Origin of the sequence: Pseudomonas sp. Ost2 (assembly GCF_018326065.1) — a bacterium.
GTDB classification, from domain to species: Bacteria; Pseudomonadota; Gammaproteobacteria; order Pseudomonadales; family Pseudomonadaceae; genus Aquipseudomonas; species Aquipseudomonas gingeri.
The window spans coordinates 4,141,200-4,166,039 of sequence record NZ_AP021904.1 but is presented as its reverse complement, the minus strand read 5'-3'; the positions used below and the strand labels follow the sequence as shown (position 1 = coordinate 4,166,039).

General features: G+C 63.5%; 24 protein-coding genes. 9 read left to right on the top strand and 15 right to left on the bottom strand.

Going from position 1 to position 24,840, the window contains the following annotated elements:
- Positions 1-163: 163 nt before the first annotated feature.
- Positions 164-601, bottom strand: a complete 438-nt coding sequence (locus KI243_RS18240) for an Lrp/AsnC family transcriptional regulator (protein ID WP_017126084.1) — start codon at positions 599-601, stop codon at positions 164-166.
- A 132-nt stretch (positions 602-733) separates the two neighbouring features.
- Between KI243_RS18240 and KI243_RS18235 the strand changes: the two genes are divergently transcribed.
- Positions 734-1,630, top strand: a complete 897-nt coding sequence (locus KI243_RS18235; RefSeq protein ID WP_212809616.1) for a DMT family transporter — start codon at positions 734-736, stop codon at positions 1,628-1,630.
- Between the two features lie 142 nt (positions 1,631-1,772).
- Here KI243_RS18235 and KI243_RS18230 read toward each other — a convergent pair whose 3' ends face one another.
- Positions 1,773-2,555 carry an SDR family oxidoreductase gene (locus tag KI243_RS18230; RefSeq protein ID WP_017126082.1) on the bottom strand — a complete coding sequence of 261 codons (783 nt, stop codon included), beginning with the start codon at positions 2,553-2,555 and terminating at the stop codon, positions 1,773-1,775.
- Between the two features lie 102 nt (positions 2,556-2,657).
- Between KI243_RS18230 and KI243_RS18225 the strand changes: the two genes are divergently transcribed.
- Positions 2,658-3,212 carry a TetR/AcrR family transcriptional regulator gene (locus KI243_RS18225; RefSeq protein ID WP_103032467.1) on the top strand — a complete coding sequence of 185 codons (555 nt, stop codon included), beginning with the start codon at positions 2,658-2,660 and terminating at the stop codon, positions 3,210-3,212.
- A 4-nt stretch (positions 3,213-3,216) separates the two neighbouring features.
- On the opposite strand, the gene KI243_RS18220 is transcribed toward KI243_RS18225, so the two are convergent.
- Together KI243_RS18220 and KI243_RS18215 are read right to left on the bottom strand one after the other, a co-directional pair.
- Positions 3,217-4,692, bottom strand: a complete 1,476-nt coding sequence (locus tag KI243_RS18220) for an amino acid racemase (RefSeq protein WP_017126081.1) — start codon at positions 4,690-4,692, stop codon at positions 3,217-3,219.
- 11 nt (positions 4,693-4,703) lie between these two features.
- Complete coding sequence (locus tag KI243_RS18215) at positions 4,704-5,990, bottom strand: dicarboxylate/amino acid:cation symporter (RefSeq protein WP_017126080.1); 1,287 nt, start codon at positions 5,988-5,990, stop codon at positions 4,704-4,706.
- A 281-nt stretch (positions 5,991-6,271) separates the two neighbouring features.
- Between KI243_RS18215 and KI243_RS18210 the strand changes: the two genes are divergently transcribed.
- Positions 6,272-7,183, top strand: a complete 912-nt coding sequence (locus KI243_RS18210) for a LysR substrate-binding domain-containing protein (protein ID WP_103032468.1) — start codon at positions 6,272-6,274, stop codon at positions 7,181-7,183.
- 29 nt (positions 7,184-7,212) lie between these two features.
- Here the strand turns inward: KI243_RS18210 and KI243_RS18205 are convergent, their stop codons facing one another.
- From KI243_RS18205 to KI243_RS18195, 3 genes are all read right to left on the bottom strand, one after another.
- Positions 7,213-8,241, bottom strand: coding sequence for a polysaccharide deacetylase family protein (locus tag KI243_RS18205; RefSeq protein ID WP_212809614.1), 1,029 nt, complete (start codon positions 8,239-8,241; stop codon positions 7,213-7,215).
- A 35-nt stretch (positions 8,242-8,276) separates the two neighbouring features.
- Positions 8,277-9,587: an MFS transporter gene (locus KI243_RS18200; protein WP_244861736.1), complete on the bottom strand. Its 1,311-nt coding sequence runs from the start codon at positions 9,585-9,587 to the stop codon at positions 8,277-8,279.
- A 103-nt stretch (positions 9,588-9,690) separates the two neighbouring features.
- Positions 9,691-10,092, bottom strand: a complete 402-nt coding sequence (locus KI243_RS18195; protein ID WP_017126076.1) for a hypothetical protein — start codon at positions 10,090-10,092, stop codon at positions 9,691-9,693.
- Between the two features lie 97 nt (positions 10,093-10,189).
- On the opposite strand from KI243_RS18195, the gene KI243_RS18190 reads away from it, so the two are divergent.
- Positions 10,190-11,131 (top strand): LysR substrate-binding domain-containing protein, encoded by a 942-nt coding sequence (locus tag KI243_RS18190; RefSeq protein ID WP_177127456.1) that lies wholly within the window; start codon positions 10,190-10,192, stop codon positions 11,129-11,131.
- 40 nt (positions 11,132-11,171) lie between these two features.
- On the opposite strand, the gene KI243_RS18185 is transcribed toward KI243_RS18190, so the two are convergent.
- The 3 genes from KI243_RS18185 to KI243_RS18175 all read right to left on the bottom strand — a co-directional run bounded on the left by KI243_RS18185 (position 11,172) and on the right by KI243_RS18175 (position 14,132).
- Complete coding sequence (locus KI243_RS18185) at positions 11,172-12,101, bottom strand: AEC family transporter (protein WP_177118061.1); 930 nt, start codon at positions 12,099-12,101, stop codon at positions 11,172-11,174.
- A 159-nt stretch (positions 12,102-12,260) separates the two neighbouring features.
- Positions 12,261-13,325, bottom strand: coding sequence for a bifunctional DNA-binding transcriptional regulator/O6-methylguanine-DNA methyltransferase Ada (gene ada, locus KI243_RS18180; protein WP_212809610.1), 1,065 nt, complete (start codon positions 13,323-13,325; stop codon positions 12,261-12,263).
- Between the two features lie 105 nt (positions 13,326-13,430).
- Positions 13,431-14,132, bottom strand: a complete 702-nt coding sequence (locus KI243_RS18175) for a 2OG-Fe(II) oxygenase (RefSeq protein WP_177083109.1) — start codon at positions 14,130-14,132, stop codon at positions 13,431-13,433.
- A 233-nt stretch (positions 14,133-14,365) separates the two neighbouring features.
- Between KI243_RS18175 and KI243_RS18170 the strand changes: the two genes are divergently transcribed.
- On the top strand, positions 14,366-14,884 hold the full coding sequence (locus KI243_RS18170; protein ID WP_177083107.1) for an RICIN domain-containing protein: 519 nt from the start codon (positions 14,366-14,368) through the stop codon (positions 14,882-14,884).
- A gap of 140 nt (positions 14,885-15,024) precedes the next feature.
- Positions 15,025-15,624 carry a flavin reductase family protein gene (locus KI243_RS18165; RefSeq protein ID WP_177083105.1) on the top strand — a complete coding sequence of 200 codons (600 nt, stop codon included), beginning with the start codon at positions 15,025-15,027 and terminating at the stop codon, positions 15,622-15,624.
- Between the two features lies 1 nt (position 15,625).
- Here KI243_RS18165 and KI243_RS18160 read toward each other — a convergent pair whose 3' ends face one another.
- On the bottom strand, positions 15,626-16,267 hold the full coding sequence (locus KI243_RS18160; RefSeq protein ID WP_177083103.1) for a LysE family transporter: 642 nt from the start codon (positions 16,265-16,267) through the stop codon (positions 15,626-15,628).
- 22 nt (positions 16,268-16,289) lie between these two features.
- The gene (gene ftrA, locus KI243_RS18155; protein WP_212809608.1) at positions 16,290-17,258 is read right to left on the bottom strand and encodes a transcriptional regulator FtrA; all 969 of its coding nucleotides are present in this window, start codon (positions 17,256-17,258) and stop codon (positions 16,290-16,292) included.
- Between the two features lie 100 nt (positions 17,259-17,358).
- On the opposite strand from ftrA, the gene KI243_RS18150 reads away from it, so the two are divergent.
- Positions 17,359-17,793, top strand: coding sequence for a rhodanese-like domain-containing protein (locus tag KI243_RS18150; protein ID WP_017126068.1), 435 nt, complete (start codon positions 17,359-17,361; stop codon positions 17,791-17,793).
- A gap of 90 nt (positions 17,794-17,883) precedes the next feature.
- Here KI243_RS18150 and KI243_RS18145 read toward each other — a convergent pair whose 3' ends face one another.
- The 3 genes from KI243_RS18145 to KI243_RS18135 are packed head-to-tail and all read right to left on the bottom strand — an operon-like array spanning position 17,884 to position 23,663.
- A complete protein-coding gene (locus KI243_RS18145; protein WP_103032472.1) occupies positions 17,884-19,305 on the bottom strand; it encodes an efflux transporter outer membrane subunit in 1,422 nt (473 codons plus the stop codon).
- The gene (locus KI243_RS18140) at positions 19,289-20,452 is read right to left on the bottom strand and encodes an efflux RND transporter periplasmic adaptor subunit (protein ID WP_177083099.1); all 1,164 of its coding nucleotides are present in this window, start codon (positions 20,450-20,452) and stop codon (positions 19,289-19,291) included. Before KI243_RS18140 ends, KI243_RS18145 begins: the two co-directional genes overlap by 17 nt.
- Positions 20,445-23,663, bottom strand: coding sequence for an efflux RND transporter permease subunit (locus tag KI243_RS18135; RefSeq protein ID WP_212809606.1), 3,219 nt, complete (start codon positions 23,661-23,663; stop codon positions 20,445-20,447). The genes KI243_RS18140 and KI243_RS18135 overlap by 8 nt, the downstream gene beginning before the upstream one ends.
- 220 nt (positions 23,664-23,883) lie before the next feature.
- On the opposite strand from KI243_RS18135, the gene KI243_RS18130 reads away from it, so the two are divergent.
- Positions 23,884-24,288, top strand: coding sequence for a hypothetical protein (locus tag KI243_RS18130; RefSeq protein WP_017126066.1), 405 nt, complete (start codon positions 23,884-23,886; stop codon positions 24,286-24,288).
- Between the two features lie 31 nt (positions 24,289-24,319).
- Positions 24,320-24,730, top strand: coding sequence for a hypothetical protein (locus KI243_RS18125; protein ID WP_017126065.1), 411 nt, complete (start codon positions 24,320-24,322; stop codon positions 24,728-24,730).
- Positions 24,731-24,840 lie beyond the last annotated feature (110 nt).

Below are 24,840 nucleotides of genomic sequence, written 5' to 3'. Positions count from 1 at the left end.
CTGGCCTTCGCCACGTCATTCCCCGCCGAAAGCCTTGTAGGAGCGGGCTTGCCGGCTTGACACCGTGGGAGCGGGCTTGCCCGCGAAGCTTTTGAGCGGACGCGAAGCGTCCCATAAGGCATGCCCACGCCGGAGCATGGCCACGATCAAAACCTGTGCGGGATCAGGTCATCGGTGGCAGGCGCCGCTTGACCGGGGTTTTCTTGACGATGGCGGTGTTGGTCTCGGCATGGCTGTTGAGGCGGTCGAGCAGGGTATCCAGCTGTTCCATGTCACGCACATGCAGGCGGGCGATAAAGCAGTCGTCGCCGGTGACCTTGTCGCATTCGGTGAATTCCGGGATGGCCTGGATCTGTCGCTCCACCACCTGCAACTGCCCGGGCAGCGGCCGGATACGCACGATGGCCTGCAACAGGTAACCGAAGGACTTGGGCTCGACTTCGACGGTGTAGCCCCTGATCACCCCGCGTTCCTCCAGGCGACGCAGGCGTTCGGCGACGCTGGGCGAGGACAGCCCGCTGATCTGCGCCAGGGCCTTGAGGGAGCGCCGCGAGTCTTCCATCAGCGCCGTGAGCAAGAGTTGGTCAATCGCGTCAGTCATACTGACCTCGTAAGGTGATATGAAGATTCTGCCTTGATAAAAAAGGCAAGTTCGATATTCAGCCTGTCATAGACGCTGGAGAAGCGCCAGGCCCGCTTGGCATACTTTTGTCATCTGCCAAGGAGTCGAATCATGCATCAATCACTGCATCGCGGGTCGCTGGAAATGGTCGCGGCCATGTTGATCTCGGGAACCATCGGCTGGTTCGTGCTGGTGTCCGGCCAGCCGGTACTGGACGTGGTGTTCTGGCGTTGCCTGTTCGGCGCGCTGACCCTGCTGGCGATCTGCGCCGCCATGGGCTTTTTGCGGCCGGGCATGCTGACCCGGACCACCTTCCTGCTGGCGGTGCTCAGCGGGGTGGCGATCGTCGGCAACTGGGTGCTGTTGTTCGCTTCCTACTCGCGGGCCTCGATTGCCATCGGCACGGCGGTCTACAACGTCCAGCCCTTCATGCTGGTGGGGCTGGCCGCGCTGTTTCTCGGCGAGAAGATCACCGTGCAGAAACTGTTCTGGCTGACCCTGGCCTTTGCCGGAATGCTGGCGATTGTCAGTGCCCATGGGCAACAGGGGGAAAGTGGCGGCGACTACCTGCTGGGCATCGGCATGGCCCTGGGGGCGGCGCTGTTGTATGCATTTGCCGCGCTGATCATCAAGCGCCTGGCGGGGACGCCGCCGCATCTGATCGCACTGATCCAGGTCTGTACCGGCGTGCTGTTGCTGGCGCCATGGGCGAATGTGTCAGGACTGCCGGCGCAGGCCAGTGCCTGGGGTAGCCTGCTGACCCTGGGTATCGTCCATACCGGCGTGATGTATGTGCTGTTGTATGGGGCGATCCAGAAGTTGCCGACGGCCCTGACCGGAGCGCTGTCGTTCATCTATCCGATTGCGGCGATCTTCGTCGACTGGTTCGCCTTCGGCCATCGCCTGGAGCTGTTGCAGTGGCTCGGCGTGATCGCGATCCTGCTGGCGGCCGCGGGAATGCAACAGGGCTGGACGCCCTGGGCACGCCGGGTTGCAGCGCGCGGATAATGATCGTTCCCACTGATCGTACTGATCGTTCCCACGCTCCGCGTGGGAATGCAGCCCGTGACGCTCTGCGTCACAAGAGCGGACGCAGAGCGTCCGCAAAGGCATTCCCCCGCTGGAGCGTGGGAACGATCATGCCCCTGAATCAGTTGCGATAACGCGCCGCCGGCAGCACCTGCATGTAGTTCGGCAACATCGCCAGGCGCGCGGCTTCCAGGGCTTGCCACTGGCCTTCATCCGGCAGTGGCGGAATGGTCACGGTTTCGCGGCGATCAAAGCCCACCAGCGCCGCATCCACCAGGTCATCGACCTCCATCACGGCTGACAGATCCTCGACCCGCTTGCCGGAACGCTCCCAGATCTCGGTGCGGGTGGCCGACGGCAACACCGCCTGCACATACAGCCCCTGGGCGCCCAGTTCGATATTCAGCCCCTGGCTGAGGAACAGCACGAAGGCCTTGGTCGCCCCGTAGACCGTCAACTGGATTTCCGGGGCCAGGCCGACCACCGACGCCACGTTGATGATCGAGCCGCCACCGGCCTTGACCAGGCGTGGGGTGATGGCGCTGGTCAGACGGGCGAGGGCGGTGATGTTGAGGTTGATGATCTGGCTCACCACGTCCGGCGTCTGCTCGATAAAGGTACCGGTGCCGTTCATGCCGGCGTTGTTGATCAGGATACCGATGCTGGCATCGTCCTTGACCCGTGTTTCGATGCGGGCCAGGTCGTTGGCATCGGTCAGGTCGGCCTGCAGCACGTCCACCGTCACGCCGGTTTCGCCGCGCAGGCGCTCGGCCAGCACATCCATGCGGGCCTTGTCCCGGGCAACCAGGACCAGATTGTGTCCACGCTTGGCGAAACGGTCGGCATAGACGGCGCCGATACCGGTGGAGGCGCCTGTGATCAGGACGGCAGGTTTGACGGTCATGGCAAGTAATCCTCGTTGCGTTGATTTAATCATGATGTATGTCATGTTTAGTAAATATGATCGCTGTCATGTATACTGTCAAGCCTATCAGCGGAGGTTCGGATGAAAGTCAGTCGCGAGCAGGTTGCGCAAAACCGCGTGAATATCCTCGAGGCCGCCAGCCGGCTGTTTCGGGCCCACGGCTATGAGGCGGTCACGGTTGCGCAGGTGATGAAGGCCGCGGGCTTGACCCATGGTGGTTTCTACGGGTATTTCGCCTCGAAGGACGATCTGGTGGCCCAGTCCCTGGCCCATGTGTTTTCCACGGCGCCGCCGGCGGGAGCCGATGTGGCGGCTTATGTCACGCAGTACCTGAGTACCGCGCACCGCGAAGACTGTGCCGGCGGTTGTCCGATGGCCGGCCTGGCCTCGGAAACCAGCCGCCAGGCCCCCGAGGCGCGGGCGCAGATGAGCAGCAGCATCCGGCGCCAGATCGCCCGCCTGAGCGAAGGCTTGCCCGGTGCCACCGCCGGGGAAAAACGCCGCGCCGCCACCGGCAACTGGGCGGCGATGGTCGGTGCCATGGTGCTGGCGCGGGTGTGTGACGATCCGCTGATGGCCGATGAACTACTCAAGGACACCCGCGACTGGTTGCTGGAGAAAGACCGGCCCGCCTGACGGCTCAGGCGCCGGGTTGCGGCTCGCAGGCCAGCGCCTGGCGCACGCAGCATCGGGCGAGCAGGGTGGTCGGGTCGATCAGGCTGACCACGCCGCTGTCCAGGGCAAACCGCTCGGCATGGGGCAGGATCAGGGGCAGTTCGGTGCACCCGAGGATCAGCACCGATGCCCCGGCCTGGCACAAATGGTCGGCGGCTTCGAGCAACTGCTCGCGGCAAAGGCCGTCGGTGTACCCGGCCTTGACGCCCCGTTCGCCATAGATGGCCGCCATGACCAGCGCCTGCACCGCCGGTTCGGGCTCGATCAGCCGCAGTCCCAGCTGCTGCGCAACCTCATGGTAGACACGACTCTGCAGGGTGCCCGAAGTGGCGAGCAAGCCGACGATTTTCCCCGCGCCATGCCGATCGGCGATATGGCGGACGGTCTCGCTGAGCATATTGATGATCGGCGTGCGCAGGTAAGGCTGGATGCGCTCGACAAAGGCATGGGCGGTGTTGCAGGGAATGGCGATGGCGTGGGCGCCTTCCTGCTCCAGGCGTTTGCAGGTGGCGTACAGCGCCATGCTCGGGTCGGTGGCCTGGTGCAGCAGGTTGGCGGTGCGGTCGGGAATCTGCGGGTTCTGCTCGACCACCATCCTGATATGGTCCTGATCCTTGTCCGCCGGTGTGTGCCGGATCACCTTGGCCATGAAGTCGACCGTCGCCGCCGGGCCGACACCGCCGACGATGCCCAGCTTGAACCGCGGCGGCGGACGCTGGTCGCTGGCCCGGGTCGCGTAGTCGGCGTAGAGCTGGTTGGCATCGAGCAACGGAACGCCGCGGCGTTGCAGATCGAGGCTGACCAGCGACAGCTCGGTCATGCCTGGCAGGATCAGCGCCACGTCCTGCTCCAGCAGTTCCAGGCAGGCCTGGTGCAGGTGTTCCAGGGGCGGTCCGTCGAAACAGCCATCCTTGATCCCGTCGACACCGTACATGGCGTCCATCAGGCGGGCCTGAGTGGCATCGCCGGGATAGACCAGTTCATGGTCGGCGCCGAAGTAGCGCTCGAACAACCCGCCATGGCGCACATAGTCCGAGGTCAGCACGCCCAGCCGGCTGCCCCGGGGCAATGTCCGCTCGACCTGCTGGCGCAACGCGCCGAGCAGGTCGAATACCGGGATGTCCAGCTCGGCCTGGATCTCCTCGCGAAAGGTATGGCTGGCAAAGCACGGCAGCAGAATGGCATCGGCACCGCCACTCTCCAGGGACTGGCACATCTGGAACGCATAGAACTTGCGTGAGCTCATGCTGGCGTCGCGGTCCAGTGGCAGCAGCACATCCTTGAATGGGTGTTGCTCGAACAGAAAGTGATAGCGGCCCTGATCGGCCAGTACCGAACGGCTCCTGATCAGCTTGAAGAACAGGTCGCCTCCGGCCAGCGAGCCGAGGCCCCCGACGATGCCGAAGGTCTTGCCGGGTGTGCTGGGGTTGTTTGCTTTCATGATGACCAGACTCAAGCCAGGGACGATACGGTGGGTGCGCTGCGAACGGGGGCATCGGCGGGCGTGTCCGTTTGCACACCGTCTTCCATCTTCGCCACCACGGCGGTGGCGATGCTGTTGCCGACGATGTTGGTCGCGGTACGGCCCATGTCGAGGAACTGGTCGATGCCGATGATTAGCAACAGGCCGGCCTCGGGCAGGTTGAACATCGGCAGGGTCGCGGCAACCACCACTACCGAGGCCCGGGCCACGCCGGCCATGCCCTTGCTGGTGACCATCAGGGTCAACAGGATCAGTGCCTGCTGGGTGAAGCTCAGGTCGATGTTGTAGGCCTGGGCGATAAACATGATCGCGAAGGCCTGGTACATCATCGAACCGTCGAGGTTGAACGAATAACCCAGGGGCAATACAAAGCTGGAGACGCGCTTGGGCGTGCCGAATTTCTCCAGGGCCTCGATGGTCTTGGGATAGGCCGATTCGCTGCTGGCGGTGGAGAAGGCCAGCAAGACCGGTTCGCGGATCAGCTTGCCCAGGCGCCATACCGAACGGCCGAGGAACAGGTAGCCGGCGCCGAACAGCAGGGCCCAGAGCAGCAGGATGCCGAGGTAGAACTCACCGATCAGCTTGCCGTAGTCCAGCAACAGGCCAAGACCCTCGGTGGTGATTGCGGCGGCGATGGCGCAGAACACGCCGATGGGCGCGAAACACATCACATAGTCGGTGATGCGGAACATGATTTTCGCCAGTTCATCCACCAGGTTGCCGATGCCGCTGTAGCCCTGTTTCTTGAGGAAGGACAGGGCAAAGCCGAAGAACAGCGAGAAGATCACGATCTGCAGGATCTCGTTGTTGGCCATGGCTTCGGCGATGCTGCGGGGAAACACGTGGCCGATAAAGGTCTTGAGGCTGAAGTCGCCGATATTCACCGGTACCGCGGCCGCGCCGGCCTGTACTTGCAGGTTGAGGCCCGCACCGGGCTGGAACAGATTCACCAGCAACATGCCGATCAGCAGGGACAGCACCGAGGCGCTGACAAACCAGGTCATCGCCTTCAGGCCGATCCGGCCCACGGAGCGCGAGCTGCCCATGCTGGCGATCCCACCCACCAGGGTGGCGAATACCAGCGGGGCGATGATCATCTTGATCATGCGCAGGAAGATATCGGTCACCAGGCTGAAATAGCCGGCCAGTTCCCTGGCGGCCCTGGCGTCGCCGGCGTAGCGGTGGCACGCCCAGCCCACCAGGATGCCGAGGACAATCGCCAGAGCGATTTGTTTTGGAAGTCGTTTGCTGTTCACAGGAACACCCTCAAGGACAGATCGTTGTTTTTTTCATCACGTGGCGACACGTTGGATGGGGTTTCAGCAGGGGCAAGTCGAAGCAGCGGCCGCTTGTTCTTGTCGTGTGTGGCAAGGGCCGATGTCGCCAGTCTATGAGCGACCGCGGGACTCGATGATGAGTAAATGCCATACACTCATGCGTAATCGGAATAGTTTGCCGGCGCTGATTGCCCGACACTGGCGCCTGTCTCCGACTACCCGTCCTCATCATCGCCCAATAGCCATTGTCGGGAGCCACCATGCAGATCAAGTGGATAGACGACATCCTCGCGGTTGCCGAACTGAAGAACTTTTCCCGCGCGGCTGAAGTGCGCTGCATCACCCAGTCAGCGCTGTCGCGGCGGATTCGTTCCCTGGAGGAGTGGGTCGGGGTGGAACTGGTGGATCGCGGCACCTATCCGGTGCAACTGACCCCGGCGGGCCGGACTTTTTGCGAGCAGGGCCGGGAAACCCTCGCCGACCTCATGGAACTGCGCTCGACCCTGCGCCATGGCGACCGCATGCCCGGACGGTCGATCCAGGTCGCGGCCGGGCACAGCCTGTCGATGACCTTCCTGCCCAAGTGGCTGATGCGCTTCCAGCGCGGCAACGCCGGCTTCAATGCCCGGGTCGTGGCGGCCAATATCCATGACGCGGTCATCGCGCTGGCGGAAGGCGGCTGCGACCTGATGATCGGGTATCACCATCCCCAGGCACCGATCCTGCTCGACCCGGAGAAGTTCATCAGCCTGACCCTCGGGCATGACTCGTTCATCCCGGTGTCGGCGCCGGACAAGCGCGGGGCGCCGCTGTATGCCTTGCCCGGCAAGAAGAGCGCACCGTTGCCTTACCTGGCCTACACCGCCACGACCTTTCTCGGGCGGGTGGTGGAGGTGATCCTGAAAAACGCCGACAGCCCCTGCGAACTGAACCGCTGCTATGAAGCCGACATGGCCATGCTGCTGATGAAGATGGCCCAGGAAGGCTACGGCATCACCTGGCTGCCCGAGAGTGCGGTGCTCGACGAGTTGCACAAGGGCACGCTGGTCCGCGCCGGCGGCCCGGCCTGGAGCGCCGACCTGGAAATCCGTTCCTATTGTTCGGTGGCCAATGCCAACCCGACCATGCGCGAGTTGTGGAAATCCCTGGAGGCCGAGCGGCGCCCGATCTGAACGCGCTCGCCCGTTGCCGCGCGCAAGCCTCAGATCGTCTCGGTTTCCCTGAACGAAAGCGGGCTGCCCAGGGTGTAGCGAGCGATTTCATCCTTGCGCATGAACTTCACCCCATGATGACTGTTGGCGTATTTCAGGAACTCATCCCAGACCCTGACCATCTGGGGTGAGCCGCTGATGCGGTCGTGGGCGCTGATGGACATCATCCGACGGCGCGTGCTGCCTTCTTCGTAAAGCTGGTCGAAGTCGAGCTTGACCTGTTCCAGGAACTGGCTCGGCGAGTAGTTGCGACCTTCGATCAGGAGGATGTCGTTGTTGCGCAGGGTATAGGGCACCACCACGAAATCCTTGTCGTTCACGGGCTCTATAAAGGGTTCGTCGCGACTGAGATCGTCGATATGGTAGAGGTAGCCGAGTTCCTGGAGCAGCGCCAGGGTGTTCGGGCCGCGTCGCAGCCAGTTGCAGTTGTAGCCGACGGGTTTCTGGCCGGTGACCTCTTCGATCATGTCCCGCGCCTGTTGCAGGAACAGTCGCTCTTCGTCACGGCTCATGGCGTATTGCGAACTCCAGCGTGGCCCGTGCCCCGCCGCTTCGTGACCGCGCCTGACGATCTCCCGGGCCAGTTCGGGATGATGTCGGGCGGCCTCGCCGATCATGTGGCAGGTGACCTTGACCCCATGACGATCCCAGAGGTCCAGCATCCGTGGGATACCCTCCCGGTAGCCGTAGGCGAACCAGGTATTGGTGGCTGCGTCCGAGGGGACGCTGTCGGGAAAGTCGACATGGGGGAAGGGGCTGTCAGTGCCTTTGGGCGGTTGGCCACCGGCTTCGAACTGCATGGACACCGACACCACCAGGCGGGCATCGGCGGGCCAGAACCGGCCTTCGCCGCTTCGCGCCTTGCCGGCGGCGGTGCTGCCCGTCGCCGCCATTGCCGGAGATATCAACGTGCCGGCCGCGAGAATGGCCGCCCCGGCCCCGGCCTGCTGGATGAAGGTCCGCCGCTGGGGATTTTCGGGCAGGTGCTGGGCGTCGGTGGTCGAGTCGTTCGGTTTCATGGGGTTGCCTCGGGGTTGGGCGTGACAAGGCACTGTCACGACATCGGTTTGAATGCTGGGGTGCGTGCGGGCCTGTTGTTCGCGCCGTGGCCCAGCGTCAGCAGCCCCGCCAGCAGGGCCGTGACACTCAGGAACACGATGGCGGTGCCGGTGTGTTGGCTCCGGTCGATCAGCCAGCCCATGACGCTGGGGCCGACAAACCCGGAAAGGTTGCCGACGGAGTTGATGAACGCGATGCCGGCTGCGGCCGCCACACCGTTCAGGCGTTGGGTGGGCAGGTTCCAGAACAGCGGCAATGCGGACAGGATGCCTGCGCTGGCCAGCGTCAGGCCGAACAGCGACAGGACCATCTGCTGGTCGCTCAGGACCGTGACGAGAAAGCCCGCGCTGGCGACCAATGCCGCGAGTCCCACATGCAGGCCCCAGCGGCGGGTCCTGTCGGCACTGCGTGCCACCAGGTTCATCGCCACTGCCGCGCATAGGTAGGGGATTGCCGATAGCCAGCCGATGGTCAGCGTGTCATTGACGCCAGCGCCCTTGATGATCGTGGGCAGCCAGAAATTGATCCCGTACAACCCCATCAGCAGCAGAAAATAGATCAGCGAAAACATCAGGGTGATGGGGTTGAGCAGTTCCTTGAAGCGATGGGTATGTGGTTGGCGGTCGGGCGTGGCCAGGTCGTTCAGCAGCAGGGCTTTTTCCTCACTCGACAACCAGGCGGCCTGCTTGGGCGTGCTTGGCAGCAGCCAGTAGACCAGGCCCGCCACCAGTACCGATGGCAGCCCCTCGACCAGGAACATCCAGCGCCAGCCTGCCAGGCTGTGGGCTCCGTCCGTCACCGACATGATCCAACCCGAGACCGGGCCACTGATCACTCCCGCCAGCGCGCTGGCTGTCATGAACAGGGTGGTCATGCGGCCACGCCGCTGTGCCGGAAACCAATAGGTCAGGTACAGGATCACCCCAGGAAAGAAACCGGCCTCGGCCACACCGAGAAAGAAACGCTGGAGATAGAAAGCTGTCGGTGTCTGGATAAACATGGCAGCGGCCGAGACCAGTCCCCAGGTCAGCATGATGCGGGCGATCCATCCCCGCGCGCCCAGGCGGTGCAACAGCAGATTGCTCGGCACTTCGAAGAGGAAGTAACCGAGGAAAAAAATCCCGGCGCCGAGTCCATAGGCACTGGCACTGAGTTGCAGGTCGGTCGCCATCTGCAATTTTGCCGTGCCGACGTTGACCCGATCGAGAAACGCCAGGACCTGGGCCAGCAGCAACACCGGCATCAAGCGCCAGGTGATACGCAGGTACACCGGGTCCAGTCGCCGGGACGGCTCGCTGGGAGGCAAGACGGTATCCGGGCTGCCGTCTTGGGGTGGGAGCAAGGGATCGCTGGAGAATGACGAATTATTCGAGTTGTATGTCATGACGACTTTCCAAGAGGGGGGTAGGTCAGGAAATCGGCGCGGCGTTGAATGTCAGGCCGCTCTGTTGTCGCGAATCGGTTTTCAGGTAGGAAGAGCGCTCGGCACTTTCGATGAATACGCAGCATTGCCACCAGAAAGGGCTATCGAATGCGTTGATCGCCGCCACCAGGCGGTCGTGGATGATCTGCGCCATTTGCCGCTGGACTTCCCTGGGGCGGGGGTTGGTGGTGATCAGCCTGGCAATCACGAATTCCGCGTGCGGATCGTTGCCGGCCAGTGCCGCGTGGCAGGCATGAACGCGACTCTTGAAATCGCCCAACTGCGCATGGCCGGTCGCGGCGAGGTCGATATGGATCGTGTGCATGATCTGCATGAAATCCAGGCGGCTTAAAAGTCCGGCCGTGCTTTCAACGACGATGTGGGGCATGGCGACTTTCTCTCGAACGGCAGGTGAGGCTTCATTTAAGCAAGCGTGCACCGCATAATAAAATTATGTCTGTCTTGCTGAAATATAAGGCTGCCTTATGAATACCGCCGCTATCGACCTTCGCCTGCTGCGCAGTTTTATTGCCACCGCCCGCCTGGGCAGCGTGACCCGGGCCGCCGACCTGCTGCATCTGACCCAGCCGGCGCTGTCGCAGCATCTACGTGAATTGAGGGGCTTGATGGGCGTGCAGCTGCTGGATCGGGTCGGGCGCGGCGTGGCCCTGACGCCGGCGGGTATCGAGCTGTTTGGCCTGGTGGAGCCGTTGCTCGAGGATCTGGACACGGCCCTGGCTTCGGTGCACGGGTTATCGAGGGAAGTGAAGGGACGGTTGCGGATCGGGGCCATCGACACCTACTCACGGGCGCTGGTGATTCCGGCGGTCGCCGAACTGCTGGTCGCTCACCCGGAACTGAAAGTCTCGATTGAAGAAATGCCCGCTGCGCAGATCGACAGGGCGCTGATTGAAAACGAGATCGACATTGGTCTGGCGTTTTCCAACCTGTCCAGTCCCGACATCAACCAGTGCACGCTGTTCGAAGAGGTCCTGGCGCTGATCCGCCTGCGCGCGGATGACGACAGTGGCGGTGCGCGCGTTTCGATGCAAGAGTTGGCAGGCATGCGGTTGGCCTTGCTCAATCGCAACTTTGCCATGCGACGGCAAATCGACTCGGCGTTCTCGCGAGCCGGACTGCCGTTGGATGTACGTGTAGAAGCGGCCAACGTCGATTCACTGGTGCGACTGGTTGACCGAGGCGATTGGGCGATCATTGCCAGTCCGCTGGCCATCGATGACGTCGAGCGATTTGAGGTGCGGCAAATCGACCACGGCGACCTGAGTCGTATCGCGGCATTGCGCTGGCGCCGCGGTCGCTCTTTCTCCGCCGCCACTCTGGCGTTCAATCACGTGCTGATGGGGCGACTCCAGCGATTGCCAGGCATCCGCTTGTCCGATGAGGCGCAAGCGATGTCGCAAGCCTGATGCGCCTTGTTCAGTCTCGACAGTGGCCGGGACGCGGTCGTCAGTTGCCGATCAGGTAGAGGCAGATCGACAGGGTCACCAGCGATCCCAGGGTGGAAATCAGGATCGCGCTCGACACCACCGAGGCTTCGCGCTTGTAGTACTCGGCCAGCATGAACGGCCCGGTGCCGGTGGGCAGGGCGCTCAGCAGCAGGGCCGAATTGGCCCACAGCGGTGGCAGGTGGAAAACCTTGAAGGCAAGGAACCAGGTCAGCAGCGGGTGGGCGATCAGCTTGATCAGCACCAGCAGTGTCACGCCCTGACGCGGGCCCTGTTGCTTGTGGGCGAGGAACAGCCCGAGGGAAATCAGCGCGCACGGAATGGTCGCGGCGCCCAGCAGGCCGAGGAACTTCTCGAACGGTGCCGGCAACGGCGCACCGCCCCAGGCCCACAGCGCGCCGAGCAGCGGCGACACCACCAGCGGGTTTTTCGCCAGGGCCAGCAGTACCTTGAAGATGATCCGATGCACCTGGCGCTCGGTCTGCAGGCCGATCTCGATACACACCAGGGCCAGTCCGAACAGCACGCAGACCACCAGCAGGGAGGCGATCAATGCCGGTTCCAGGCCATTCTGACCCAGCACCATCACGCACAGCGGAATGCCGATATAGCCGGTATTGGCATAGGACGCACTGAGGGCGTCGATGCTCGCATCGGCGAAATGCCCGGCCTTGCGCCAGCGCAGCAACAGGGTCAGGACAAACATCGCCAGCGTACTGAGAGTGAATGCGAGGACAAAACCCGGGTGCCAGATCTGCTCCCAGGTGGCCGTTGCCGTGGCCTTGAACAGCAAAGCCGGTAGGCACAGCCAGACCACCATGCGATTGATCTCGGAGGCTGCGTTGGGCCCCAGGCGATTGGTGCGACGGCAGATGAAACCGACCAGGATCAGGGCAAAGATGGGCAGCAGAACGCTTAATACGGAAGACATTGAAGCGGGAGCCTTGGACATGCGCGGGTGGGTGGGGAAGGGTAAAGGGGGAAATCGTTAGCTTGCAATCTTTATCCGCGATGTTTCATGAGAAAGCGACCCGGCGCAATCGCGGTTCCCGGGCCGGTCGCGCCGGGTCGGCGGCGCGACCTTGTCGTGTCAACGGGCTTCGCGGTCCAGCAACTGCCGCTTGCGTTCCACCCCCCAGCGATAACCGGACAACTCGCCATCGCTGCGCACCACCCGATGGCAGGGGATCGCCACCGCCAGGTTGTTGGCGCCGCAGGCCTGGGCCACGGCGCGAAAGGAGGTCGGCGCGCCGATCATCCGGGCGATCTCGGCATAACTCGCGGTACTGCCCACCGGAATGCTGCGCAATGCCTGCCAGACCCGTTCCTGGAAGGCTGTGCCGCGCAGGTCCAGTGGCAGGTCGAGGCCGATGGCTGGCGCCTCGATAAAGCCCACCACCTTGGCCACCAGTTGCTCGAACTCGCTGTCGCCGCCGATGAAATGGGCCTGGGGGAACTTGTCCTGCAGATCCCTGGCCAGAGCATCCGGATCATCGCCGAGGAGGATCGCGCAAACGCCGCGTTCGCTCTGTGCCACCAGGATCGCGCCGAGGGAGCACTGGCCGATGGCAAAGCGGATGGCGGTATTGGCGCCGCCGGCGCGGTAGTCGGAGGGTTTCATGCCGAGCACGCCGTTGGAAGCTTCGTAGAAACGGCTGCTGGCATTGAAGCCGGCCTCGTACAGGGCCTCGGTGACCGAACCGCCGCGGGCCAGTTGCGCCCGCAGCTTGCCAGCCCGGTGGGCCGCTGCGTAGGCCTTGGGCGTCAGGCCGGTGACCGACTTGAACACCCGGTGGAAGTGAAACGGACTCAGGCCCAGTTGTTCCGCCAGGGGATTGAGCGAAGGCGTGCTGTCCGACGCCTCGATCAACTGGCAGGCACGGGTCACCAGGGCCACGTGCTGCTCATTGGCCGAGGTCTGGTCGGCGGCGGCGCGGCGGCTGGGCCGGTAGCCGGCGGCCTCGGCCTGCTCGGCCGTGTCGAAGAATTCGACATTCTCCGGCCGGGGCCGGCGGGCGCCACTGCTGGGCCGGCAATACACGCCCGTGGTGCGCACGCCATAGACAAAGTCGCCATCGGCACTGGCGTCGCGCGTCAGCACGGCCTGCCAGCGTGGATCGCGTTCCACCGGGGTTGCCTGGATCGAAGTATTCATGGTGCTCTCCTATCGGAAGATTCAGTTCTCGCTCAGCTTAAGGGCGCTACGAGACCGGAAAACTCCGAGTCTTGCGGTTGAATTCTACTGTTTGTGAGCAGGATGTCAGGTGGCGTCATGAAAGATGATGCCCAGGGTATGCCGTCGACCCGTGTGCACGCGGCTGACACCATGGCGCATGTTGACCCGATAGGAACCGCGACTGCCCTGCACCGGTCGTTGCGACACGGCAAAGATCAGTGCGTCGCCCTGTTTCAGCGGTGCCACCTGTGGGCGGCTCTGCATGCGCGGACGTTGTTCGGTCAGGACGAACTCGCCGCCACTGAAGTCATCTCCCGGACGCGACAGCAGTATCGCCACCTGCAAGGGAAACACCTGCTCGCCATACAGGTCCTGATGCAGGCAGTTGTAGTCCCCGGCGTCATATTGCAGCAGTAGCGGTGTAGGACGTTGCTGGCCGGCTTCATGGCAATGCTGGAGCAGCGCCGGGTGGGTCACGGGAAAGATAGTGGCGACCTGCATGCGCTGGTTCCAGTCATTGGCGATCAGCGCCAGCGGCGGATAAAGCGCCGTGCGCAGTTGCTGCACGGGGTCCGGCAACGGGTAGGCGAAATACTGGTATTCACCCTGGCCGAAACCGTGGCGGGCCATGACTACCCGCGAACGAAATACCTCCTTGCGCGGGTAAAGGGCCGCCAGTTCCTGGCATTCTTCGGGACTGAGCAGGCTGGGCAGCAGCGCGTTGCCTTGCTGGTCCAGGTCGTCGCGGATCGCCTGCCAATCCAGGGCGCGTATTCGGCTGTGCATGATGAGGTGGCCTCGAACTGTCTGCGGAACCGGCAGTCTGGCGAGCTGACGGGGCGCGAACACTCCGACTCTTGCGGTCGAATGGGCAGGAGTGGGCCAGTTATAGGGAAAGATACTACGTGCTATTCGGAAACTGTCTATAAACCTGTCATTTCTGACAGTAGATCGACTTGTAACTCGTGACCAAGATATTCAGTAACTATCTCTCGGGCACAATAACAAGGAGCACTGTCATGCAAGATGAACATACCCCAGATGATCGTGAAAACCCTGAGCAGGCAATTCAGGGCGCCCCAGGGTCGCCTGTAAAAATCCAGCAGGGCGTCTACAAGATTTACACCCATTTAAGTGGCAGCAAGCTAGTTAGCATGTCTTTGAGCGGAAACGACCCGGATTCTCGTAATGTCAGGTTGTATCAGGATAGCAGCGCTGCGGAGTCCACCTGGAGTATCAGCCCCCTGAGCAACGATGCCTATTTGATGCGCAACGGAAAAATGCCTCAGTTGGCGATCCGCCAGGTCAGCGGAAATAATATATATGCTGAATATCAGGCATCCCCCATCAGTTTTTCTGCCTTTTATTGGTTTTTCAAGAATGCGGGTAATGGTTATATGTATATCGAAAATAGATCCTATGGCCATGTAATGGAGGTGAAAGGGTCGAATACGGCCGATAATACCGACATTATCGGCTGGCCCTATGCTGGAACGGCAAGCCAGAAGTTCAGGTTGGTAAAAATCGGAGATCTTTAACGTCATGTTGACGCTGTGGTGGTGACGCAGGGATATCGGCGCAAGATGAATGTCAGGGCGTCTGGATCGAGGGGGGCTGTGCTTCCCCGGCGCGCTCGCCTAGGATGCTCGCTCTGTACCCTTGCCAGGAATCCTCGTCCATGTCCGCCGCCCATCGTCTTGCCGTGCCGTTGTCCAAAGCCTACCGCCTGCTCAATCACGGCCCGACCGTACTGGTCAGCGCCGCCCACGACGGCCAGCGCAATATCATGGCGGCCGCCTGGGCCATGCCGCTGGATTTCGAGCCACCGAAGATCGCGGTGGTGGTCGACAAATCGACCTGGACCCGACGCCTGCTGGAAGCTTCGGGAACCTTCGTGGTGAACGTGCCCTGTGTCGCCCAGGCCGATATCGTTCAGACCGTGGGCACCACTTCCGGCCTTGAGCTGACCCAGAGTCACAGTCGCGACAAGTTCGATGCCTACGGCCTGGAAACCTTTACCGGCGAGAAAATCGCTGCACCGATGCTGGAGGGCTGCGTGGCCTGGCTGGAGTGCCGGTTGTTGCCGGAGCCACGCAACCATGAACAGTACGACCTGTTCCTCGCCGAAGTGATCGCGGCCCAGGCCGACTCACGGGTGTTCAGCGAGGGCCGTTGGCATTTCGAAGGGCATGACGCCTTGCGGACCTTGCACCATGTCGCCGGCGGACATTTCCTGAAGATCGGCGACGCGGTGGACGGCGAGTTGCTGCAATCCTGATTCAGCGATTGGCCATCAGGTGGGCGCCGAACAGCAGGTAGCAGGTGCCGGCGAAGCGGTCCAGACCCTTGCGGCAGCGACTGTAGAACGCCGACATACGCGTGCTGGCAAACACCAGGGCGACGCTGCAATACCAGCAGAAGGACAGGCTCGCCATGGTCGCGACGGCCATCGCCAGCAACGGCGCCGGGGGGGAGCTGGGCATGGTGGTGGCGAAGATCGTCGCGACGAACAGCGCCGACTTGGGGTTGGTCATGTTGCCCAGCAGACCGCGCATGTAGGCGTAACCCAGGCTGCGGCGCGGTTCGCCGAGGGTCGGTTGCTGCCCGGCCACGGTCGGTTGCCGGCGCAGGAACAGCTTCACGCCGAGATAGACCAGGTAAGCGCCGCCGGCGATCTTCAGGATCAGGTACAGGGCCGGCGCCGCGGTAAACAACGACTTGATACCCAGGCCACCGGCCAGCCCCCAGAGCACCGTGCCGGTGGCGACGCCAAGGGCACAGGCCACGCCATGCTTGCGCGAATTGCCGGCGGCGAGCTGGGCGGTGGTGAAGAAGTTCGGGCCGGGCGTCACCACGGCGACCGCCCAGAGCAGGGCGAGGGAAATCAGGGGGCCGGCATACATCAGGTGCTGGGTATCCATGGGGTAGGGATCTCGGTGCTGTTCAAGATTTTTGCGCCCGCCCGAAGCGTTCGCGATAAACCGATGGGGGCAGGCCCACCACGCTGCGAAAGGCCACGCGGAAACTCTCGACGGAGCGATAACCGCATCGCTCGGCGATACGATCGCTGCTTTCGTCGCCACTTTCCAGCAATTCCCGGGCCCTGGCCAGCCGTTCCTGCTGCAGCCAGGTCTTTGGGGTGATGCCAGTGGCTTCGCTGAAGCGGCGCAGGAAGGTGCGTTCGCTCATGGCCGCCTGGCTGGCGAGCTGGCGCACTTCCAGTGGTTCATGCAGACGTTCGCGGGCCCACTGCATGATCAACGACAGATCATTGCGCGGGGTCCGGCCGACCGGCGCGGGAATGAACTGCGCCTGGCCTCCGCTGCGCTGGGGCGACATCACCAGGCGCCGGGCCACGGTATTGGCCACCTGGGTGCCGAAATCCCGGGCCACCAGGTGCAGGCAGGCGTCGATACCGGCCGCGCTGCCGGCCGAGGTGATGACCTGCCCGGCATCGACGTAAAGCACGTCGGGATTCACTTCGATGGCGGGGAAGCGCTCGGCGAGCTCCTGCGTGTATCGCCAGTGGGTGGTCGCCTGGCGGCCATTCAACAACCCGGCGGCGGCCAGCACGAAGACCCCGGAACAGATCGAGACGATCCGCGTGCCACGGGCATGGGCCCGTTGCAGGGCTTCGAGCAGTGCGGCCGGCGGCGGCTCGCTGCGGCTGCGCCAGCCGGGCACGATCAGCGTGCGGGCATCTTCCAGCGTTTCCAGGCCGCCATCGGCGAGCACCTGGATGCCGCCCATGGCGCGCATCGGGCCGGGGTCGACACCGACGATCCGGTGCTCATACCAGGGGAAGTCGAACTCCGGACGCGGCAGGCCGAAGATCTCCACGGCGATACCGAATTCGAAGGTGCAGAGGCCATCGTAGGCCAGGATCGCAACCAGACCGGGGAAAACAGGCATTTGGCGGAAACTTACCAGTGAGTGTCTTGTCCGCCACTGTAGCGATAACACCGGGCTGGATAAAGTGTTTCCACACCCACCGATTGAAAAGGTTCACACCATGACCAGCCTGGTTCGCAGTATCCCCGCGGCGCCTTCGGCGATTGCCCTGATGCATTTCAGCAGTCGCCTGACGTTCGAAACCGATTGCTCTGACGTACAGGCCAGCCAGCAAGGCGGCGAGGTCGATTTTGTCCTGGTGGATGTGCGCGGCGAAGCCGCCTTCGCCCGTGGGCATGTGCCGGGGGCGATCAATATCCCGCACCGGCTGATGACCGCCGGGTTCCTCGCGCACTATCCGAAAGGCACCCTGTTCGTGGTGTATTGCGCGGGGCCTCATTGCAACGGCGCCCAGCGTGCGGCGCTGAAGCTGGCCGCGCTGGAGTATTCCGTGAAAGAGATGATCGGCGGGCTGACCGGTTGGCTGGACGAGGGCTTTGCCCTGGCGGGAGAAGCGCCGGCGCAACCCCGGGACGGGATTGCCTGCGCCTGTTGAGGTCGTCCGCAGGCAGATCCCCAGATGCTCTGCCGTGTACCCGGCATGGGTGATGGGCGTTCCCACGCCGCGAACGTGGGAACGCTCAACTCAGGCGTCCGGTTGCCAGCCACCTCCCAGCGCCGCCATCAACCCCACGCTGGCCTGCAACTGCCGGGTCTGCAAGGCCTGTAACTGCCGCTGCGCCTGCAAGGCGGCGGTCTGCGCGGTGACCACGTCGAGGTAGTTCACGGCTCCGGCCTGGTAGCTGTTCATCGCCAGGGTCTGGGTATGCTGCGCGGCGTTCACGGCGGCCTGTTCATCCTGCGCCTCCTGTTGCAGGTCGCGCAGTTGCGCCAGGTTGTCCTCGACTTCCCGCACGGCCCGCAGCACATGGCTGCGGTACTGCGCCGAAGCTTCCTCGAACTCGGCCCTGGCCTGCTGTTCCTGGGCATCGAGCCGACCGCCGTCAAAGATCGGCAGGTTGACCAGCGGCCCCAGCGCCCAATAGCGATTGCCGGCCGAGAGCAGGTTGCCGACCCCCTGGGTCTGTCCGCCGAGCAGGCCGGTCAGGCTGAAGTCCGGGTACCAGGCTGCCTTGGCCACGCCGATCCCGGCGTTGGCGGCAAACACCCGGCGCTCGGCGGCGGCGATATCCGCACGGCGTTGCAGCAGGTTACTGGGCAAGGCAGCCGGCACTTTGGGAATCGCCAGGATCTGCACGGTCGGCGCCAGTTGGAAATCGCTCGCCGACTCACCCACCAATTCGGCAATCGCATGCTCGGCCAGGTTGCGCTGACCGCGCACTTCATCCAGCTGGGCCTCGGCCTCGGCCAGTTGGCTCTGGGCGCGGGTCAGGTCCAGTTCGGACGCGATCTTGCCTTCATACCGGTCACGGGTCAGTTGCAGGGCCTGGCTGTAGTCGTCCAGCGAACTGGAGAGAATCCGGCTCTGGGCATCCAGGCCGTTGAGTTGGATATACAAGGTCGCCAGTTGCTGTTGCAGGCTCAGTCGGGCCACCGCCAGGTCGTCGCCCGAAGCCTGGGCCTGGGCATCGCCGGCGGCGACCTGATTGCGGATCCGGCCCCACAGGTCGAGGTCGAAGTTCAGGGCGAAACCCGCCGTGTTGCTGTTGTACACCGACGGCTGGGTACTGCCGCGCAGCGGTCGCGTGTCCGACTGTCGCTGGCGTTCGGGTTGCGCGCTGGCGGTGATCTGCGGGAACAGCCCGGCATGCAACTGGCTGGCGAAGGCCTGGGCGCCGTCATAGTGGGCGAGGGCGGCGGCGAGGTCCGGGTTGGCCTTGAGCAGCCTCTGTTGCAGGTCGTTCAGGTGCTCATCCTGGAACAGCAGCCACCATTGCCCGGACAACTGATTGCCGGGCCTGGCCAGGTGCCACGGGCCGTCGCTGGTCTGCTCGCGGTAGTGCTCCGGCAGGTCGATCCGCGGTGGCTTGTAGGTCGGCGCCAGCGAGCAGCCCTGCAAGCTGGCGATCAACAGCAGCCAGGCGCTGCGCTTAAGCCTTGGGGACATGCTGGCCTCCGGCGTCGGCAAGCTTGACCTGGTCGCCTTCGCGCAACGCATCCGGCGGGTTGTCGATCACGGTATCGGCCGGCTTCAGCCCCTGGTCGATCACTAGCCGTTCACCGAGGTCGAGGCCGATATGGATATCACGCAGGTGCACATGCTGCTGCGTGTCCATGACCGCCACCTGGGTACCGGCGGATCGAAAGATCAGGGCGCTGGCGGGGATGCTCACCCCATGGGTGTCGGCGGGGATCGGGATGGTTGCCTCGGCGTAGTCGCCGGGCAGCAGGGCGTTGTCCGGGTTGTCGGCGACGAACTGCGCCAGCAGGGTGCCGGAGCGCGAATCGACGGCGGTCGAGTTGCCCACCAGGCGCGCGGTAAAAGTCTTGCCCGGATGCTCCGGCACGCTCAACCGCACCTGCAGGCCGGGACGGATCACGCTGGCGTAGTTCTGCGGGATCGGCACGTAGAGACGCAACTGGTGGGTGTCGGCGATATCGAACAGTTCCGGGTCGCTGTCACTGTCGGCCTTGATCAACTGGCCGATATCGGTGTTGCGCGCGGTAATGGTGCCGGCAAACGGCGCGCGGATGGTCTTGTAGGCCTCCAGCGCCGACAGTCGAGCGTAGTCGGCCTGGGCAGCTTCGGCATTGGCCTGGGCGGCCGCAGCGTTGGAGCTCTTCTCATCGGCTTCCTGTTGCGAGACCGAGTGGGTGCTCACCAGGTTTTTCCAACGGGTCGCGGTGGTTTGCGCCAGGCGCGCATTGGCCTGTTCCTGGAGCATATGGGCATGGGCCTGGGCGACCTGCTGGTCGAGGTCCGGGCTGTCGATCCGGGCCAGCACCTGGCCGGCCTGGACCTGGCTGCCGATATCGCTGTTCCACTCCTTCAGGTAACCGCTGACCCGTGCATGGATCGGTGCCTTGCTCCAGGCCTCGAGGTGGGCGGGCAAGCGCAGGGTGTCGCCGGCGGCGTTCTGCCTGGGCTGGAACACACTGACCAGGGGCACTGCGGCGGTTTCGGTCCAGGCGGTCACCGCCTGTTCATGGCGGGTTCGCGCGGCAATCCCGTTGGCCACCAGCAGGGCGGCCAGGGTCAGGCCGCCAACGCCCATGTAGAGCAGGCGTTTGCCTGAGGGTTTGCGATCAGTCATGGGTACTTTCTCCAGCAACGGCGCGAGTAGGGTGACGTCCGTGCACCAGGCTGAACACCACGGGGACGAACAATAGAGTGGCAGTGGTCGCCAGGATCAGACCGCCGATCACGGCTCGTCCGAGGGGGGCGTTCTGTTCTTCGGAAATGGCCAGCGGCAACATGCCGATGATCATCGCCAGGGCGGTCATGCACACCGGGCGGAAACGGGTATAGCCGGCTTCCAGCGCGGCCTTGAGGGCATCGCCGTGCTCGGCCAGGCGTTCGCGACAGAAACTCACCACCAGGATCGAGTTGGCGGTGGCCACGCCCATGCACAGGATGGCCCCGGTCAATGCCGGGACCGACAGCGAGGTGCCGCTGAGGAACAGCATCCAGACGATCCCGGCCAGGGCCGCGGGCAGGGCGGTGATGATCACGAACGGGTCGACCCAGGACTGGAAGTTGACCACGATCAGCAGGTAGATCAGCACCACGGCGCCGAGCAGGCCGAAGCTCAGGCCACTGAAGGCTTCATGCAGGGCATCGATCTGGCCATGCAGGCTGACAATCGCGCCCTTGGGCCGGAGCGACGAGGCATCGTCGAGGATCTTCTGAATGTCATGGGCCACCGAGCCGAGGTCGCGTTCCTGGACGCTGGCGTAGATATCCAGGGTCGGCTGGATGTTGTAGTGGGTGACCACCGCCGGGCTCTGCACCCGGCTGATGGTTGCCAGGCCGCCGAGGATCTGCGACTGGCCGTTACTGCCGGTGACCGGCAAGGCTTCCAGCGACGGCAGGCTGTCGAGACGGTATTGCGGGGTGGCCGCGACCACGCCGTAGGACACGCCGTTGGCCGGGTTGAGCCAGAAGGTCGGCGCTACCTGGGAACTGCCGGCCAGGGAGGCGACCATGCTGTTGGTCACGTCACGCTCGGTGATGCCCAGGCCCTTGGCGCGCATCCGGTCGACCTTGACCTGCAACGATGGATAACCCACCGACTGCTGGATTCGCAGGTCGGCGATGCCCGGCACATGTTGCAGGCGTCGTTGCAGTTCGAGGGCGAACACGCGGTTCTCCTCGGCACTGCGTCCGGAGATCTTCACATCCAGCGGCGCCGGGGCACCGAAGTTGAGGATCTGGCTGCTGATGTCTGCCGGGAGGAAGGCGAAGTGGCTGCCGGGGAAGCTTTCCGGCAGGGCGCTGCGCAGTTTCTTCACGTAGTCGGCGGTCGGCTGGTGGTCCGCCTTGAGGGTGACCTGGATATCGCCGTCCTGCGGGCCGATGGTGCCGCTGCTGCTATAGGCCATGTCGATGCCGCTCAGCGGGATACCGATGTTGTCGACGATATTGTCCAGTTCCTCGGCGGGAATGATCTCGCGGATGCGTGCTTCGATGCGGTCGAAGGCCGCCGCGCTTTCCTCGATCCGCGTGCCCAGCGGCAGGCGCACATGCAAGGCCAGGGCGCCGGCGTCGGTGGCCGGGAAGAAGTCCTGGCCCAGGCTCGGCAACAAGGCGAAGGACGCCAGCACGCAGGCCAGGAAACCCAGCAGGAAACGTTTGCGGCAGCCCAGGGCGAGGGTCAGCAGGCCATGATAGACGTCCCGCACGCTGGAGAAGCCGCGTTCGAAACCCTGCTGGAAATTCAATACGCCCTGCAGCAGCGCATTGCGCGGGCGGGCGTGCTGCTCGCCTTCGTGATGGTTGATGAATTCATCCTCGGGATGATGGCCGGCACCGCCTTCGACGACATGGGGCTTGAGCAGGAACATCGCCAGGGTCGGGACCAGGGTCCGCGAGAGGATGAAAGAGGAGGCCATGGCGAAGATCACCGCCAGGGCCATCGGCCGGAACAGGAAGCCGGCAATGCCCTGGAGCATGAACATCGGCACGAACACGATGCAGATACACAGCAGCGAGACAAAGGCCGGGCCGACGATCTGCCTGGCGCCGTCGAGGATCGCGTCCTTCACCGCCTTGCCTTGTTCCAGGTGCCAGTTGATGTTCTCGATAGTCACCGTGGCATCGTCCACCAGGATCCCCACCGCCAGCGCCAGCCCGCCCAGGGTCATGACGTTGAGGGTCTGGCCGGTGGCCGCGAGCAGGGCGATGGCCGAGAGCACCGCCAGGGGAATCGAGGCGGCGATGATCAGGGTCGAGCGCCAGCTGCCGAGGAACAGCAGGATCATCGCACTGGTCAGCAGGGCGGCGATGATCCCTTCGCGGGCGACGCTGCCCACCGACTGCTTGACGAACACCGAGGCGTCGCCCAGCAGCGAGGTCTTGAGTTCCGGCGGCAGGGTTTCGTTGATCAGCGGCAGCATGTTGCGGATGCCGTCGACGATCGACAGGGTGGAGATATTGCCGTTCTTCATCGCCGGCATCAGTACTGCGCGGCGACCATCGACCCGCACGATATTGGTCTGCGGCGGCGAGCCGTCACGCACGTGGGCGACCTGGCCGATGGTGATCAGGGCGCCGTCGACGGTCTTGATCGGCAGGTCGTTGAGTTCTTCGATGACTTTCGGGCTGTTGTTCAGCAGCACCGTGTATTCGTAGGGGCCGAGTTTGGCGGTGCCCACCGGAATGATCTGGTTCTGCGCCGCCAGGGCATTGCCCACGTCCTGGGCCGACAGACCCTTGGCGGCCAGCGCCTGGGGATCGAGGTCAAGGGTGATCTGGCGTTGCTTGCCGCCCATCGGCGTGGGTATCGCCAGGCCGGGAACGGCGGTCAGCGGCAGACGGATGTTGTTCTGTACCAGGTCGCGGATCTTCGCTTCCGACAGGGTCGGGCTGGAAAACGCCATCTGCAGGATCGGCACCGTCGAGGCGCTGTAGTTGAGGATCAGCGGCGGGGTGATACCCGGTGGCATCTGTTTCAGCACGGTCTGCGAGACCGCCGTCACCTGGGCGTTGGCGGTGCGGATGTCCACTCCCGGTTGAAAGAAGATCTTGACGATGCCCATGCCGGGCAGCGATTGCGACTCGATATGTTCGATGTCGTTGACCGTGGTGCTCAGGGAGCGTTCGTAGGTGTAGATCACCCGGCCGGCCATGTCCTCGGGGGACAGGCCGTTGTACTGCCAGACCACCGCGACCACCGGGATGCCGATGTCGGGAAACACGTCGGTGGGGGTACGCAGGGCCGCCAGTGGCCCGATGATGCAGATGAAAATCGCCAACACGATAAATGTGTACGGCTTGAGCAATGCGGTCTTTACCAGCCCGAGCATGCGTTGAACCTCCGGAGAGTGGAATTGCAGACCCCGGCAGTCTTGCCGCTGGAACTTAACGTTTGGCTTTCACCAACATGAAGGATCTTTTAGATAAGGACTGAAATTCCCTTCATCTCTATTCATTTGTTCAAAACGCTCTGCCTCGCCACTCTTGACCTCGATTCGACGGCTGGTCCGTCCACGAAAACAACAGATCAATGTGAGAGGAATTCATACGATGACACTTAAGCCGCTGATGCTGATCCCGACCCTCGGCCTGGTTTGCCTGCTGTCCGCCTGTGCCGGTCCCGTTCCCAAGGCCGACCCGAGCCAGGCCTGGATCGGCCTGCAGGGCGAGTCCAGCGACGACTTGCTGGCCGAGCGTGTGGATGGCAAGCGTGTGGATGATGGCCGCTACTTCGAAGTGACACCGGGCAAGCACAACCTGGAAGTGACCCTGATCCAGGGCGCCAACGGTGACGACGACCAGCCCGAGTGTTCCGGGCATGTGGTGTACGACCAGTTCAAGGCGGGTCGGCAGTACCACCTGGTGGAGTCGGGCTCGGGCACCGATGTCGGCGCGGTGCTGATGAATGACCACGGCAAGCAAGTGGCCGAGTCCCATCTCTTCTCCTGTATCTGAGCAACGAATTTTCCATTCGAGGTAATGCGTCATGACACTCAAACCCCTGATGTTGCTGCCAACCCTGGGTCTGGCTTTTCTCCTGTCGGCCTGTGCCGGCCCCATGCCCAAGGCCGATCCGAACCAGGCCTGGATCGGGCTGCAGCAGGAGACACCGAATGATCTGCTGGCGGAAAAGGTCGATGGCAAGTCGATCGATGACGGGCGCTTTTTCGAGGTGAGTCCGGGGGCGCACAAGCTCGATGTGATGCTGGTGGAAATCCCCACGGGCGACGCCAACCAGGAAGACTGCTCGGGGCAGGTGTCCTATAACCAGTTCAAGGCCGGTGAGCACTACAAACTGGTGGAATCAAGTCTGGGCCAGGAAGTCAGCGCACGGCTGATGGATTCCCATGGCAAGGAAGTGGCGGACACCGGCGACTTCCAGTGCATGCCGGGCTGAGGTCGTCGGGCGCCTGATGTGCCGCGGGGACCGCCGGTCTGGTTCATGGGCGCGCTCAAGGCAGATTGACATCACCTGATCTACTGTTGCTCTCGGGCCAGCCAGTCCCC

Excerpts from the sequence above, each read along its gene's own strand:
- KI243_RS18145 (WP_103032472.1), bottom strand. The coding sequence starts at position 19,305 with ATGTCCCCAAGGCTTAAGCGCAGCGCCTGGCTGCTGTTGATCGCCAGC.
- KI243_RS18225 (WP_103032467.1), top strand. The coding sequence starts at position 2,658 with ATGAAAGTCAGTCGCGAGCAGGTTGCGCAAAACCGCGTGAATATCCTC.
- KI243_RS18230 (WP_017126082.1), bottom strand. The coding sequence starts at position 2,555 with ATGACCGTCAAACCTGCCGTCCTGATCACAGGCGCCTCCACCGGTATC.
- KI243_RS18205 (WP_212809614.1), bottom strand. The coding sequence starts at position 8,241 with ATGAAACCGAACGACTCGACCACCGACGCCCAGCACCTGCCCGAAAAT.
- KI243_RS18160 (WP_177083103.1), bottom strand. The coding sequence starts at position 16,267 with ATGGATACCCAGCACCTGATGTATGCCGGCCCCCTGATTTCCCTCGCC.
- KI243_RS18130 (WP_017126066.1), top strand. The coding sequence starts at position 23,884 with ATGACACTTAAGCCGCTGATGCTGATCCCGACCCTCGGCCTGGTTTGC.
- KI243_RS18240 (WP_017126084.1), bottom strand. The coding sequence starts at position 601 with ATGACTGACGCGATTGACCAACTCTTGCTCACGGCGCTGATGGAAGAC.
- KI243_RS18175 (WP_177083109.1), bottom strand. The coding sequence starts at position 14,132 with ATGCACAGCCGAATACGCGCCCTGGATTGGCAGGCGATCCGCGACGAC.
- KI243_RS18190 (WP_177127456.1), top strand. The coding sequence starts at position 10,190 with ATGAATACCGCCGCTATCGACCTTCGCCTGCTGCGCAGTTTTATTGCC.
- KI243_RS18150 (WP_017126068.1), top strand. The coding sequence starts at position 17,359 with ATGACCAGCCTGGTTCGCAGTATCCCCGCGGCGCCTTCGGCGATTGCC.
- KI243_RS18210 (WP_103032468.1), top strand. The coding sequence starts at position 6,272 with ATGCAGATCAAGTGGATAGACGACATCCTCGCGGTTGCCGAACTGAAG.
- ada (WP_212809610.1), bottom strand. The coding sequence starts at position 13,325 with ATGAATACTTCGATCCAGGCAACCCCGGTGGAACGCGATCCACGCTGG.
- KI243_RS18195 (WP_017126076.1), bottom strand. The coding sequence starts at position 10,092 with ATGCCCCACATCGTCGTTGAAAGCACGGCCGGACTTTTAAGCCGCCTG.
- KI243_RS18135 (WP_212809606.1), bottom strand. The coding sequence starts at position 23,663 with ATGCTCGGGCTGGTAAAGACCGCATTGCTCAAGCCGTACACATTTATC.
- KI243_RS18140 (WP_177083099.1), bottom strand. The coding sequence starts at position 20,452 with ATGACTGATCGCAAACCCTCAGGCAAACGCCTGCTCTACATGGGCGTT.
- ftrA (WP_212809608.1), bottom strand. The coding sequence starts at position 17,258 with ATGCCTGTTTTCCCCGGTCTGGTTGCGATCCTGGCCTACGATGGCCTC.
- KI243_RS18165 (WP_177083105.1), top strand. The coding sequence starts at position 15,025 with ATGTCCGCCGCCCATCGTCTTGCCGTGCCGTTGTCCAAAGCCTACCGC.
- KI243_RS18220 (WP_017126081.1), bottom strand. The coding sequence starts at position 4,692 with ATGAAAGCAAACAACCCCAGCACACCCGGCAAGACCTTCGGCATCGTC.
- KI243_RS18170 (WP_177083107.1), top strand. The coding sequence starts at position 14,366 with ATGCAAGATGAACATACCCCAGATGATCGTGAAAACCCTGAGCAGGCA.
- KI243_RS18125 (WP_017126065.1), top strand. The coding sequence starts at position 24,320 with ATGACACTCAAACCCCTGATGTTGCTGCCAACCCTGGGTCTGGCTTTT.
- KI243_RS18235 (WP_212809616.1), top strand. The coding sequence starts at position 734 with ATGCATCAATCACTGCATCGCGGGTCGCTGGAAATGGTCGCGGCCATG.
- KI243_RS18185 (WP_177118061.1), bottom strand. The coding sequence starts at position 12,101 with ATGTCTTCCGTATTAAGCGTTCTGCTGCCCATCTTTGCCCTGATCCTG.